We start from the raw sequence: 14,454 nt of genomic DNA on the forward strand, positions 1-14,454 counted from the left end.
GGTTGCGAGGTTGAGCGAAACAGGGCAAAGAACGCACTTTCCTCATCGTTTCACAGCTTTCCCCACGAGTGTTTGCATCTCGCTCGTAATGATTTTCACCACAAAAACACCTTTTGGCAACTCTGCCGCATCCACCCAAACCGTCGTCGCGCGATTGCCTGTGAGCGAGAGAAGCATTTTCCCCTGAAGGTCGAAAGCTTCGACGCGCTCAATAGGGGCTGCGGCTTCGATTTGCCAGCCATTGGTGGCGGGGTTGGGCCAGATTCTAATCGGGTTTTCTATGGTCTCGTTCACGGAAACAGGAGCGCAAACGAGCTGGTTGAGGTAGCCCCACATCGCATTGTCGAACACGATGGGCACGTTGCCGCCGCCGGGGCCTTGGTAGCCAGCCTCGCCTTGCCGCACCACCACCCAGCCTTTGGAAGGGACAACATGGATTTTCTGGTCGTTTTTGCCGAGCGCGGCGTACATATCGTCGGGTGCGTTGGGGATGGTCTTTCCGCTGAACACAAACTGCAATCCAGGCAACATGAAGCTTTCCTGTCCCGTCAGCCACCAAAGGTAGCCGTAGCTCTTGTTTAGGTTTTGCGAGGGGCGAACCATGTCGTTGAGATACTGTGGGTCGTGCAGCAGGGTGTCGCCATCCCACACGCCGTTGGCCAGCATGAGCAGCCCGAAACGCGCCATGTCGCGGGCTTTGCCGTACATCACGCGGTCGAGCCATAGCCCTTTCATGCCCGTGCGGTCGAGCATGCGGTTTTTGGTGAACAGGTTCATGTTTTGGCCGCTGGCAGATTCCAGCACTTTGTGGACGAGGCGGTAAGGCGCGTTGTGGTAGGCCCAGCGCGTGCCGGCATCGGCCTTGTAGGTGAGGCAACTGGGCATTTCGCAGTTGTCGTTGGCTACATTGTCTTCCAGTCCAGTGGTCATGGTCAGATGGTGCCAGACGGTGATGAGCGCCTCCTTGTCGGGCGGGACGGAGGTCCAGCCCGTGCCGAGGTAGTCGCTGGTTTTGTTGTGGATATTGAGCAGCCCCTCTTCTTGTGCTTGGCCGACGAGGAAGGCCGTCAATGATTTGCCCGCTGAGGCCCAATACCAGAATGAGTCTTGGGTGAAAGTGCCGAAGTATTTTTCCAGTACGATGCGGCCATCTTTCAAAAGGATGAACGACTTGGTGCCGCGTTCTTCCAAAAATCCGTAGAGACTGTCAATTTTTTCGGGGCAAAACCCGAGCTCCGACGGGGCGATTGTCTGCCAAGTATTGCCTGTTTTGGGCGGGAAATAGAGGTCGGGGTTTTGGGAAAACAAATTGGAAGCAAAGAAGGCGAAGAGGTTGAAGGCAAGCAGCAATCGGAAAGCCATAGCGAGAAAGTTTAGATAAAGTCATTTTGACAAAGATAGCGCCTCCGCGCTTAATGGGCTTTTCCCTGAAAATTCGCTTGCCGATGATTTTTCGCCCCCGCGCCTCGTCTAACTCACAGACAGTCAAATCACATTGTATTATTCCAAAACTTGCCTACTTTTACAACCGCTAAACCAGCCAAGGCCGGTTGTTTGAAAACCATTCCATCCTTTTTGCTATGAACAGACTGGAAGAAATCGTAAAGACCCTAAAAACCTACATCGCCGAAGGGGTCGAAGTCGCGTTGGACTATCTTGAAAAGATACTTGACCACAACTCCTTGCGCTATAATGACTTTATCCAAATCAAATCCCGATACAAAAGCCTTCAGCGCGAACTCCTGCTCGGGGTGCTCGACCATTCCACTTATGATATTTCGCGCAATAACATCAGCAAGGCGCTGCTGATATTGGCCGAGGAAATTGCCGAAAAAGACCTTGTCCCGGAAGATGGCGGCAAATCGCAAGAAGTGGACAAACGCGGCGAAGTGCTCTACAACATCCCAGACGTGATGCAGCAGGGGCGAGAAGAAAAATGCACCGTCCGCATCGCCTTTGATATCGAGCACCTTAAAGAAGGTTGGGTGGATTCCGCAGAAGATGTCATCAAGGCTATCCGAGTTTCCGAAATCATGGCGGTCAGCCTGCTCAATGTGGATGAGTCCGACCCCCCGTTTGCCATCCGTACTTTTAGCGAGACCGTGCAGTTTGTGGACAAAGACGATTTCACGGAATGGGTTTTTTATGTAAAACCTATCAAGATTGGCCAATACCCCTTGGTGATGCGCGTGTCGGTGATTGAGATGATTAATAACAAAGAGTACAAAAAAGACATCGTGCTGGAGGAAAAAATCATCGTGCAAGCAGAGGAAGTGCCGCCCTCAGAGGCCGAGTTCAAGTCAGCAGGCACCTCCATCACCGTCACCAACAATCCCTTGCCGCCCGAACAGATGCCACCACCAGCCAGTCAAGCGCAGGATGCCGCTAGCCGGGGTGCCAGAAGCCTAGCCGGAGCCTTGCTAAAAGGGGTAGCCATCGCGGCCGTAACAATAGTGTCCATCTACACGGGTGTGAAAGTGTACAACGAGGTGGGGCAGAATAGAAAAGACGAAAAGGCGTGGAAAGGCACCCGCGAGCGCGGAGACAAAAACGCCTTTGAGGACTATCTGAAAGAATTCCCCAACGGCGCGCACAGCGAGGAAGCCCAACACATCCTCGACTCGCTCAACAACGCGACATCGGCTCCTTTGCAGGACTCTGTCACCACGGAGACCCTCCCACCCAGTTCGGTGCCGACCGATTTGGCGACTAAGGAGGAAGTGCCAAGCAAAACATCTCCGGGGAGCAACGAATCGGATGCCACCAAAACGCCAACTTTGCCACCTTCTGGCACCGACAAGCCCAACAGGCCTCCTGCCGACCCTCCCAGCAACACCACCTCCAAGGACACCAATCAGAAACCCGCTCCCGATAAGGACAAGGAAACGAAATCAACACCTGCGAATTCGGGAGACAAAGCGCCTACGAACCAACCTAATCCCCAACCTAATCCTCCTAACAACGCTCCGCCGCCAAACGACCCGCCGCCTGTGGAAAGCAAGTTGTTGCGCGGCGACAATTTCTATTTCAGAATCCCGCGATTCCCGATTGTGGAAGGCGAGAAACAGAACATGTTCTTCACCTTCTATCAATTCAACCAGTTTCAGGAAGTGCTCATTCTGCTCGGCAGTCTTGGCGAGGCAAGAATGACCCCGGGCATGAAACTCGCCTTCGTCCCTGAAAAGGGGGCGGATTTGGTGGCTGAACTCAAATATGTAGCCACCACGCCCAAGGTGGAAAACCGCATGGATGGCTATTTCACGCTCGACGAGGCTCAGATGAAAAGCCTTGCTGCCGAAAGAATCAAGAGCGTGCGATTGCTGAACGAGAGTGGGCAGGTGTTAAAAACCTACGCGCTCACCAGCAGAGGCAGTCGCGACCTCAACCGACGAGCTGCAGATGCCGTCAAGAAGATGTACGAATAAGCCCCCGCACCATTCGGTTGGCACCAAATAGGTCTTGTCGCAATTGCACCTCTTCAAAGCCCGACGTGCGAAGCAAATCCGCCACCTCCGGCGCGTTGAATTCATTGCATTCGAGGAACAACGCACCGCCGGGCCGCAGTTTTTGAAGGGCAAAGTCGGCAATGGCGCGGTAAAAAACCAGTGGGTCATCGTCGGGCACATACAAGGCTTCGGCAGGCTCGTGTTCCGTGACGTGTTCCGGCATCAAGGTTTTCTCTTTGAGCGGGATGTAGGGCGGGTTGCTCACCACTACCTCCATCTGTGAAAATCCTGCCCAACTTTGGCGATTCAGGATATCGCCTTCGGCAAATTCAAAAGCGGCGCCCTCGCCCAACAGGGTGCGGGCATTCTTCGAGGCCACTTCCAATGCGGCACTGCTTTTTTCCAGCCCCAACAATCTCAGTGCGGGAAATTTTTTCTTCAGCGTCACCCCGATGCACCCGCTGCCTAAGCCGATGTCGAGAAGCGCCGGTCTTTCCCACGACTTGTTTTTCAAAAACTCCAGCACCCATGCCACCAATTCCTCTGTTTCCTGCCGGGGTATCAGCACGGCGGGACTCACGATGAATTTGAGACCCCAAAAATCGGCTTGCCCCAAGATGTACTGGATTGGCTCGCCGCCGAGCAGCCGCACGAGAATGTCGTGCAATCGAAAGGAATCAACAGGCGCATGGGCATCTGAGGGGCGCACGCCAAATGCGTCCTCCAGCACAATCCGGGCGATTGCTTTGGCCTCTCCCTCGCCGTAGCGCGGAGTGAGCTGTTGGATGAGGAGGCGGTGGGCGGTGGAGGCGGTCATGCCACAAGTTTCAGAAATTCATGCGAATCAAGGGTTGGAAAACGACGCTCGTTGTAAGCGATTTACGTTTACGAAACTTTGGAAGTTTCGTAAACGTCGCTTCGGAGAAGGCTGGTTTTCAATATTTTTGACTTTTCAACCCTTGATTCGCATAATTCATTCAATTTGTCATAGTCCGGCAGCATTGGACAAATGTGAAAGAACCACCCCGCTTCACAAAAACTTAATCTCCCCTTTTTATCCCTTAGAAACCTGACTTATCCGGCGCTGGTCCTGCCGTATTTGGTTTGATTCGCGCCGTTGCCCGGCGAAGGCGCTCGTTTTCCCGACGCGCCGCCACCGCCACGAGCCTGACTATTGAAAAAAAGTGGTTTTGGGTATATGGTCAGAGGGGGCTACCTTAGTGCCAGTTCTTTTTTTTAATCGCGTTCGAACTCGTGAAAAGTCTAGTCAGGGGTTGTCTTCGAGAGTGTCCGGGATTCGAGAGACTGCCGCTGGCGCGCATTCACCCAATTCAGTTATCAAAACATTTTTTCCGCCGATGAAAAAATCCTTTTCCCCCGCCTATGTTGGGCATGAGATGCCCAACACGCAACACGCAACACGCAACACGCAACACGCAGTAGCTTAACAAAATTCAAAGTCACCTTGCTGGTTTTGTTCTCCCTTTTTTGTTACAAGCAAGGCCATGCACAAAGCGGTTATATTGGCGTGGCTAACGTAACTGCTGCAAGCACAGACCTGCCCGCAGTCGTCCGACCTTTTTGCAATTCATCCGGGTTCAACATCTCCGCTTCGGTCACTTATCTCGAATGCACCGATATTGATGTCTATGTCATTGTCAAAGCGCGGCCAAAGTTTGAAAGCACACGCTTCATTGGAAACGCCACCGACCCAGCTCGCTATTTCAGCAACTTGGCACACGCTGGAGGGCAGAATTCGCCGGAACTCAGCGAGATACTGACTTTTGGCATTAGCAACAGCGTGTTGAAGGTCTTTCGCTTTCGTGTTTCAGTCACAGAGGAAAGCATAGAGCGAACGCTATCGCTACACTTTCCCATTGATTTTCAGCCCAACTGGTATTTTGGCGAAATCCCATGGCGGCTCTATGTTCATGCCGAACCTGCCGAACCCAATGTACCTCCTGTTTTCCCAGAGTGGGAGCTCATCACCCCGCTCAATAGCCCGGCATCCACGCTCCTCTTCGATGCCCCATATTTCCCGATTGTTGGCTCGGCGAAAGTGAGCGACCTCTACGACGAGCTCACTATGTACACGATTGAGGATTTTGGGGAAAGTGCGCACAGCATCATGATGCTGCCGGATGAGAGCGGCAGCTTCCCGGTGCTCACGGTTGATGTGCAGCGTTTCGTCATAGGCTTTGGCAATGTGGCGGATAGGGGGCAGCTATACCTTTGCCCGGGCGCTCAAATAAAAGTGGTGGATGGCGACAGCCTCATTGTGGACGTGGCGGATATGTTCACCTGCGGCGATGTTAGCAAAGGTATTTTGGTGGAGACTGGCGGGACGCTTGTCCTGCGCAGGCCGCAATTTTCCGATGCCGAGCTTGCGGTGGATGCCAAGCGCGGGAGCACGCTGCGGAGCTTTGCGGGGACGTTCGCAAACAATTACAGGGGCATAAGACTGGACAACACCGGCACAACCGGTGCCGAATTGGATGTGAATTTTACATCGTTCAACGATTTTTTCGGAGGAAACCTAAAACCCGGTTACACGGGCATGGTGCCCAACTCCGAAGACGGATATGGAATGGAAATCCTGAACCATCCTTTTGTTACTTTGCAGGCGGGCACTTTTGGCATTCTCAACACGGGCATTCGGCTTGTGAACTCCTCGCTTAGTCTCGGCGATGTAAAATTTGGTGTGATAGCAATAGGGGCCAACGCAAGTGCCCCGTGGCATGGACACGCCATTTGGGCATGGGGCTCCGGCGTGGAAACCCTGTTTTTTTCGCCCAACACCACGGGTGGCGCCGATATCAGCGATTGTGAAAGACGCGGCGTGTACGCCAATCGCATGAACGTCACGCTGAACAATATCAGCACGCAAGCCAACTCAGGCTTTTTCCTCGAAAACTGTCGCATGAACACTGTTAGGATAATCAACAATCCGATGGATTGCCGCTTTACCGGCATCCGTGCGTCCAAGTGCCTGCCATTGAAAATGGGCAGCAGGATAGCAAACAATGATATCACGGTGACGAACCCGGGCAATGCTGCTGCCACAGGCAATGGCATACTGCTCGACGACGCGACACAGGTCACGGGCACAAACGCGGTGGGCTGGAAGGTTGTGAACAATTCGATTCAACTGGACCGCTCTCGCTGGGGCATCCGTTTTTGGGGCGGCAACCAATCGGAGATAAGCGAAAACGACGTCACGTTTGCCTCGCAAAGCCAGTATCCTCACTATTTGGGTTTCGATTTGCTCAACGCCAACAACATGACACTCAACTGCAACAACGTGCACGGTTTTTCTTCCGCCTCCAAAAAGGGATACTTCATCAAAAACGTCAGCCAGAGCGAATACACTTGCAACGATGCCTTTTCCACCAGCACGGGCATGGAGTTCAGCGCGATGTGCGACGCGACGGTGCTGAAAGGCTCTACTTTCTCAGGAGGCACCGGACTTTTCCTCAACGGCGACGTGGCACTTGGCACACAGGGCTTGGATTATCTTGTAAATGGTTTGCCCTTTTTTGTCACAGACCATGGAAACACATGGTCGGGCAGTACTGCTTTTCATGCTTCCTCTGATCAAATAGTGGTGCAACTTTCTGCTTTTGGGGTGGATCCTTCAGAAAATGCTCAATTCAACCCTCCCAATAATTGGGGGAATAATTGGTTCATCGTCGAACCCACCCCCACCATCCCCACATTTTCTTGCGCAGGTTTTTCCTGCCTGCCGCCGGGACAAGCCTCCACTGTTTCTGGCAAAGCGCTGGAGCGTGCCATCGCCGATGGCTCCATTCACAGCTCCGGCCTGCCCGGCTTAATACCTAAAATGTTGGAAAATCACCTTTATGCCCGATTGCAGGAACACCCGTCGTGGGGGAGCGAAACGGTTTTTCAACAGTTTGAGCAAAGCAAAACAGGCACCTCGACCGCTGCATTTTGGGCAATCAGACAAGGAATCAACGCCTTTCACAACCGCCCGACCAATGAGCAGAATGAAGTGGAGGCAAAGGAATCGGACATCGTTGCCCTGAGTGCCGAACTGGCGGAATTGGACAGCACCCGCAATGCCGACACAGAGGTGGACGAGGCGCTGTACGCACAGACGCTCGCCCAACTGGCTTCCAAGTCGGACAGTTTACGCGACTTGCTGACTGGCATCCGCGCACAGCGACAGACAGACGCGACGCAGCTGCTGACGCAGAACGCGGCGATTTCGGTCACCGACGCATGGGAGCATACCGAGCAGAAAGTCAATGAATTGGAGATTGATATGTTTCTGCAAGGCGACACCCTCTACGCCGCTCAATTGGCGACGCTCGACAGCATCGGCTCGCTGTGCTTACATACCAACGGAGAAGCGGTGTTGCGGGCGCAAGTGCTGTACAACCTGTTTTTGGAGAAGGAATACACGCCTGTCAATTGTGCAGGCGAGCGGGAAGATTCGATAAAGAAGATGGCAGAATCTTCTTTAAGAATCTTTCCGAACCCTACCACCGGCTTCGTTTCTTTTACAGGCATGGATGTCGCGGGTTGCCTTGTCGCAGTATTTGACGTGACAGGACAGAAAGTCGCAACAGTCGCTATGTCTGGCAACAGCCTTGACTTTAGCAATCTTCCGTCTGGAATTTATTTCCTGCGCTTCACGCATCCGAACGGCGGCTTGGCTGCCCGTTCAAAAATCATTGTCAGCAAATAAATCTTTTTCACCGTGTACAGGGTTGGCGGCGTCCATGCTAACCCTGTACTGTTTTTCGTTTTGCCATGAAAATAATTAACATACTTCCCACGTCTTTGGGATTACTTTTTTCAATGTTCATCTTTTCAATCTCATTCGCTCAAAAATTTGACAACGTTTGGCTTTTTGGCTATAATAGTTATCCAGAAGATGTAGGTACTGAGGCATTTAATTTAATTTTCGATACTTTTCCACCAAGAATAGAAAAATCAAATACCCGAAAAGCATATTTATTGGTTGGTGGCGGTAGTATTTGTGACTCAATTGGTGATGTGCTTCTATATACAAACAACTGTAAAATTTTTGGCCCTGCTGATAATGTAGTGCAAGGTGGCGATACTTTAACGAAAGGTTGGGAATTGCAATGGTGTGATATGTATGGAGCTCACCCTTACCATTACTACAATATATTTTTACCTGCCCCAGAGGGCGAGCATAAGGTGTATTTTTTTAACAAGTCAACATTTAAATCTGACAACGCTCCTTTAGTCATATATCAACATGATTTGAAGTATTCTGTAATTGATATGTCCAAAAACAGCGGAGAAGGCAAAGTAATTGTAAAAGATAGAGCAATCATTGACGATAAGTTTGGATATGGTCAGTTTACAGCTGTCAAGCATGGCAACGGGCGCGACTGGTGGCTTCCGATGCCAGTGGACATCGGCAATAAAATCCATATATCGCTGCTCACCAAAGACACCGCTTATCTGCATCATTCGCAGCACATCGGCCCGGCCTGGGACAGGAATGGCGGTTTTCAGGCCTCGTTTTCCCCCGACGGCTCCAAATATGTCCGCTACAACCGTTTTCACGGGGTCTTTATCTATGATTTTGACCGCTGCGACGGTATGCTGAGCAATTTGGTGCACTTTCCGTTCAACGACACAACTCAAGGCATCTACGGTGGCTGCGCCATATCGCCAAATAACCGATTCCTCTATGTGGCGGACTTTGATTATTTATATCAATTTGACCTTTGGGCAAACGATATCTTGTACTCTAAAGAACTAATTGGAATATACGACGGACATATCAGTTCTCTTTGGACAAAGTTTTCATACATAATCAATGCCCCCGACGGAAGGATGTATATCATACCGCCGAATACAACTTCTGCTATCCACGTCATCAACCGGCCAAACTTGCCCGGCGCAGCCTGCGACTTTCGCCAGCATGACATCGAGTTCCCATACCCCTATGGCAATACGCCTATTTTCCCCAACTTCCGCCTCGGCCCGCTCGACGGCTCGCCCTGCGACACGCTCGGCCTCGACAACCACCCGCTGGCCGACTTCCGCCCCGAGCCGACGGACACAAGTGGCCTTGCCATGCACTTTTGGGACGTCTCGGCCTATGAGCCTGCCCAGTGGCTGTGGGACTTCGGCGACGGGGCAATGAGTCAGGATACCAGCCCGGTGCATGCCTACGCCTCTCCGGGCTTCTATACCGTGTGCCTCACGGTGAGCAACCAGTATGGCTCGGACACAAAATGCAAGGTGGTGGAAGTGAAAATCACTAGCGGCACGAGCAACCCACAAGGGGTGGGGGAGGTGAAGGTTTATCCCAACCCGACATCGGGCTGGATAATGCTGCCTGATATTGACGGTGTCCCCCGTTTGATTGAAGTGCTCGACATCACCGGTCGGCTTGTTCGCTCTGTCAATATGTCTGAAAACGAGCTCGACTTGAGCGAGCTCGAAAACGGACTGTACTTTTTGCGTGTGACCCGTATGGACAACGGTGCTGTCGGAAGCGCGAAAGTTATCGTCAGCAAATAGATTTTTCCACTTGGTCGTGCCGCACCGATGGTATATTAGGTGCGGCATGGCTGTTTTATTTAGAAAGAAAATGCAAAAAGTATTTCTCTCATTGCTCTGCTATTTCTGCGCCCCCGCCTTATTCGCTCAAAAATTTGACAATGTTTGGCTTTTTGGCTATAACCACAATACACTAACCCTTGAGGCTGAAGCCTTTAATCTAAGCTTTGATACTTTTCCACCAAGGATAGAGATAGATAGTAGAGAAGTCTATTTTTTAAATGGATATTCCAGTATTTGCGATTCATCAGGGAATAATACTTTGTATTCAAACACTTGCAAAATATACAACAAATTTAATCTGCCAGTAAATTGGGGCGATACAATGATGCAGGGCTGGGAGTTAGATTGGTGTGAAAAGTACCATTGGCATCCATATTATTACTATAGTATTTTTATGCCATCGCCAACTAATTCTCAATATGTATTTTATTTTTACAAATCAAGTTACAAATCTGAGACTCCTCCGCTTGATATATACGCTGAAAAATTCAAATACGCAATCATTGACGCCCATGCCAACAACGATACCGGCAGGGTGATTGTCAAAGACAGAATACTGATAAATGATCAACTTGGTTACGGGCAGATTACGGCCGTCAAACACGGCAACGGTCGCGACTGGTGGCTTCCGATGCCGGTGGAAATCGGCAACAAAATCCATATAGTGCTGCTCACCAAAGACACCGCTTATCTGCATCATTCGCAGCACATTGGCCCGGCCTGGGACGATAACGGCGGTTTTCAGGCCTCGTTTTCCCCCGACGGCTCCAAGTATGTCCGCTACAACCGTTTTCACGGGGTCTTTATCTACGATTTCGACCGCTGCGACGGTACATTGAGCAATGTGGCGCACTTTCCGTTCAACGACACGACTCAGGGCATTTTTGGCGGCTGCGCAGTGTCGCCAAACAACCGGTACCTCTATGTGGCAGACTTTGAGTACTTGTACCAATTTGATTTGCAGGCTGACGACATTTTTTCGTCAAAGCAATTGATAGCTGTCTATGATGGCTACACCAATAATTTGGCAACATTGTTTTCATATATAATCAACGCGCCCGATGGCCGAATGTATGTTGTTCCCCCAACAACAACCAAGAACATGCACGTCATCAACCGGCCAAACTTGCCCGGTGCAGCCTGCGACTTTCGCCAGCATGACATCGAGTTCCCATACCCCTATGGCAATACGCCTGTTTTCCCCAACTTCCGCCTCGGCCCGCTCGACGGCTCGCCCTGCGACACGCTCGGCCTCGACAACCACCCGCTGGCTGACTTCCGCCCCGAGCCGACGGACACAAGTGGCCTTGCCATGCACTTTTGGGATGTCTCGGCCTACGAGCCTGCCCAGTGGCTGTGGGACTTCGGCGACGGGGCAATGAGTCAGGACACCAGCCCGGTGCATACTTTTTCTGCGCCGGGTTTCTACACCGTGTGCCTCACGGTGAGCAACCAGTATGGCTCGGACACAAAATGCAAGGTGGTGGAAGTGAAAATGACTAGTGGTCCCCCCCCGGCCCCCTCCAATAGAGGGGGAGTGGCGCTGTGGCCGAACCCGACGACGGGCGAGGTGCGATGGGGTGGGCTGCCGGAGGACGAGGAGGTGACGGTGCGGGTACATGATGCTTTGGGGAGGCTGTGCTTGCAAGCGACGACGCGGGCAGGGCGGGCGGATTTGGGAGGTTTACCTGCGGGTCTGTATTATTGGCTTATCGTGGCAGAAAAAGGAGCCGTTTATTCCGGCAAGGTCGAAAAGCGATAGGCGAGCGGTTCATATTTCCACCACAAACACCGTCCCCTGCGGCTTGTTGTCCGTCACCTGAATAGCGCCGCCGTGTGCTTTCACCACTTGACTGACGATGTAAAGCCCCAGCCCGGTGCCAGTGGATTGGCGCGTTTCTTCATTGCCGAGGCGGTAGAATTTTTCAAAAACAGCCTTTTTTTCGGTGTCGGGAATGCCATGTCCCGAGTCGGCCACGCGGAGTTGCATTTGGCCATGTTCCACCGTTGCCGATATTTCCACAGGCGTGCCCTCGGGGGAGTACTTCACGGCGTTTTCCAACAGATTTTGCACAATCGCAGTCAATCCCGATTGGTCGGCCAGCACGAGCGGCAGGTTGTCGGGGAAATTCAGTTGGATATTGGCTTTTGGGAAACGAATGAGCAGCCCTGCGGCCACGTCGCGTGCGATGGAGGGCAAGTCAACGGGTTCGAGGAGAGGGCGCCAGTTGTCGTCCAATCGGGCGGCGAGCAGCAGGTCTTCCACCAATTGTTGCAAGCGGTTGGCATCTTTGAGGCCGCTTTTGCAGAGGTTTTCGATTTGTTCGCGGGGCAGTTCGCGCTTGTGCAGCGTTTCGAGCACCAGACGCAACGAGGCAATGGGCGATTTCAATTCGTGGGTGATGCTGAGCAGGAAATTGCGGCGTTGGCGGGCGAGCGTCACCTCGCGGTTGGCGCTCCGATTGATGACCCACAAGCCGAAAATCAGGCAGGCCGTGAAAAAAAGGCCTTCGGCGATAATCATGCGGTGCCCTTTGTGCCAGTTGCGCTCTATTTTTTTGTACTCCGCCGTTTGATAGAGTTGGGTGAGATTGACGCCTCGGTTCTGACGGTCGAAGCGTTGTTCCAGCGCCTTTATTTCCAATTTGTAAAGGCGGTCGTTTTGTTGCCAGAGGCTATAGGCCCACCACCCAAAGGCCAGCACCATGTAGCCAATGACAAAGTGGGACATTCGTCGGACGGGTATTTTTTCTATGCGCATGGTTGAAAGGGTTGAGGGTTAAGGTAGAGGGCGGAGGCTGTTTCACGAGACACTTGGCCATTGTTCATTGGCCATTTATACCTCGCACCGCCGAGTTTTGTGCATGGGCTAAACCGAAGATAGGTTTACCAAACTTTCAAAATTTAGTAAACGCCGCCAACCGAATGCACAAAACCTGACGACGAGAGGTATAATTTTGAAATTCAAAAAATAGAGTTGTTGCGGTGGAGGCCTTTCCCTTCGCCAAAGGCCCCCACCGCAACAACTCTCATTATCAATGACCAAGTGTCTGCTGAAATGCCCTGCACGCGCTACCTTTTTCCAAAAACCTCTTTCAGATTCAGGTAAAAAATCGCGCCCGCCACGCCCAGCCAAACGTATTTCCAAACTTGAGAGGAAAAAACGCCGACTTCTTGCTCATACATCGCAAGGTCGCTTTTAGGGCCGACATCGAAATCCTGAATGATGTAGAGCACGGCGGCCAAGCCGAGAAACATCAGCACATCCTGCCCCCAGCCCTTGTTGCGAGCCACCACAAAGAGCAACGCGGCAAAGCCGAACAGTATCGCTGTGCTGACGAACGATTCGAACCATACCACGCCTGCCAATGCCATCAGGCAGGCCAGCGTGGTGAGCGTGAAGGTCGTGAGCGAGGGGTGTTTGGCCCCGATGCGAAACAGCACATTGCCCAACAGGGCGCTACCGAGATAGCCTCCCATCAGCACGATGCCGGGGCTGCCCCCCACCGTGACGGTGTAGCCGCTGCCATCGGGGTTGATTTGCATGGCTCGCACCGCGCCGCCCGTCAGTATCGCGCCTAGGGCATGGCCAAACTCGTGCAAGAAAGTGACCAGCAGCGTGACAGGATACAGGACGATGCTGCCGAACGACCCGCCAAAAAAGCGGAGGACGACGTATATCAGCATCATGCCGAGTGCGCGATAATGGAGGTGGTTCATGTTTCCCGTCGGCTATAGGCCCGATTGCTTTATTTCAAGATTTTCAAGAGCTCTACTTCGAAGATCAAGGTCGAGCCGGGCTTGATGGTGGCTCCGGCGCCGCGGTCGCCATAAGCGAGTTCGGCAGGGATGAAGAACTTGAACTTGTCGCCTTCTTTCATGTATTGCAGGCCCTCTGTCCAGCCTGCGATGACTTGGTTGAGGCCGAATTGTGCGGGCTGGCCGCGCTCCACGCTGCTATCGAAAATTTCCCCGCTGATGAGTGTGCCGTGGTAGTGCACTTCCACTTTGTCGGTGGCTTTGGGCGAGGCGGTTCCATCTCCGCGCTTCATTACCTCATACTGAAGGCCGCTGGTGGTGGTGGTCACTTCTTTGCGAAGCTTGTTTTTTTCCAAAAAAGCCTTGCCTTCCTCACGGGCTTTTTCGCCTGCTTTGGCTTGGATGGCGCGGTTGTAATCGCTAAAAATTTTGTTGGCTGCTTCTGGCGTGAACATCATCTCCTCGTCGCGGAGGGCGCTATTGAGAGAGGCCAACATCACCTCGCGGTTGAGGTCGTTGCTGAGCTGGCGTTTGATGCTGTTGGCCAACATGATGCCGTAGGCATAGCTGGCACTGTCTTTAGCAGTGTTCAGCGTTGTTTTTTGGGCAAAAAGGCCCCAAGTGGCCGCAATGAGCGTGAGCGATAAAAGCGTTTTTTTCATGGTGAAATGTAATA

General features: G+C 52.3%; 9 protein-coding genes. 4 read left to right on the forward strand and 5 right to left on the reverse strand.

The features are described from left to right. Positions 1-42 precede the first annotated feature (42 nt). Entirely contained in the window at positions 43-1,362 is a 1,320-nt protein-coding gene (locus KIS77_02190; GenBank protein MCW5921125.1) for a serine hydrolase, read from the reverse strand. 218 nt (positions 1,363-1,580) lie between these two features. Between KIS77_02190 and KIS77_02195 the strand changes: the two genes are divergently transcribed. Continuing rightward, positions 1,581-3,425, forward strand: a complete 1,845-nt coding sequence (locus tag KIS77_02195; GenBank protein ID MCW5921126.1) for a hypothetical protein — start codon at positions 1,581-1,583, stop codon at positions 3,423-3,425. Here KIS77_02195 and prmC read toward each other — a convergent pair. After that, positions 3,406-4,263, reverse strand: a complete 858-nt coding sequence (gene prmC / locus KIS77_02200) for a peptide chain release factor N(5)-glutamine methyltransferase (GenBank protein ID MCW5921127.1) — start codon at positions 4,261-4,263, stop codon at positions 3,406-3,408. The genes KIS77_02195 and prmC overlap by 20 nt on opposite strands. A gap of 711 nt (positions 4,264-4,974) precedes the next feature. Between prmC and KIS77_02205 the strand changes: the two genes are divergently transcribed. The 3 genes from KIS77_02205 to KIS77_02215 all read left to right on the forward strand — a co-directional run bounded on the left by KIS77_02205 (position 4,975) and on the right by KIS77_02215 (position 11,781). After that, a complete protein-coding gene (locus KIS77_02205) occupies positions 4,975-8,157 on the forward strand; it encodes a T9SS type A sorting domain-containing protein (protein ID MCW5921128.1) in 3,183 nt (1,060 codons plus the stop codon). A gap of 545 nt (positions 8,158-8,702) precedes the next feature. Next, positions 8,703-9,977 (forward strand): PKD domain-containing protein, encoded by a 1,275-nt coding sequence (locus tag KIS77_02210; protein MCW5921129.1) that lies wholly within the window; start codon positions 8,703-8,705, stop codon positions 9,975-9,977. Between the two features lie 577 nt (positions 9,978-10,554). Further along, positions 10,555-11,781, forward strand: coding sequence for a PKD domain-containing protein (locus KIS77_02215; GenBank protein MCW5921130.1), 1,227 nt, complete (start codon positions 10,555-10,557; stop codon positions 11,779-11,781). A 9-nt stretch (positions 11,782-11,790) separates the two neighbouring features. On the opposite strand, the gene KIS77_02220 is transcribed toward KIS77_02215, so the two are convergent. The 3 genes from KIS77_02220 to KIS77_02230 form a co-directional block, all read right to left on the reverse strand. Beyond that, the gene (locus KIS77_02220) at positions 11,791-12,780 is read right to left on the reverse strand and encodes a sensor histidine kinase (GenBank protein ID MCW5921131.1); all 990 of its coding nucleotides are present in this window, start codon (positions 12,778-12,780) and stop codon (positions 11,791-11,793) included. A 311-nt stretch (positions 12,781-13,091) separates the two neighbouring features. Beyond that, entirely contained in the window at positions 13,092-13,739 is a 648-nt protein-coding gene (locus tag KIS77_02225; protein ID MCW5921132.1) for a M50 family metallopeptidase, read from the reverse strand. A gap of 29 nt (positions 13,740-13,768) precedes the next feature. Continuing rightward, positions 13,769-14,440 carry an FKBP-type peptidyl-prolyl cis-trans isomerase gene (locus KIS77_02230; GenBank protein MCW5921133.1) on the reverse strand — a complete coding sequence of 224 codons (672 nt, stop codon included), beginning with the start codon at positions 14,438-14,440 and terminating at the stop codon, positions 13,769-13,771. Positions 14,441-14,454 lie beyond the last annotated feature (14 nt).

The organism is Saprospiraceae bacterium (genome assembly GCA_026129545.1).
GTDB lineage: Bacteria > Bacteroidota > Bacteroidia > Chitinophagales > Saprospiraceae > M3007.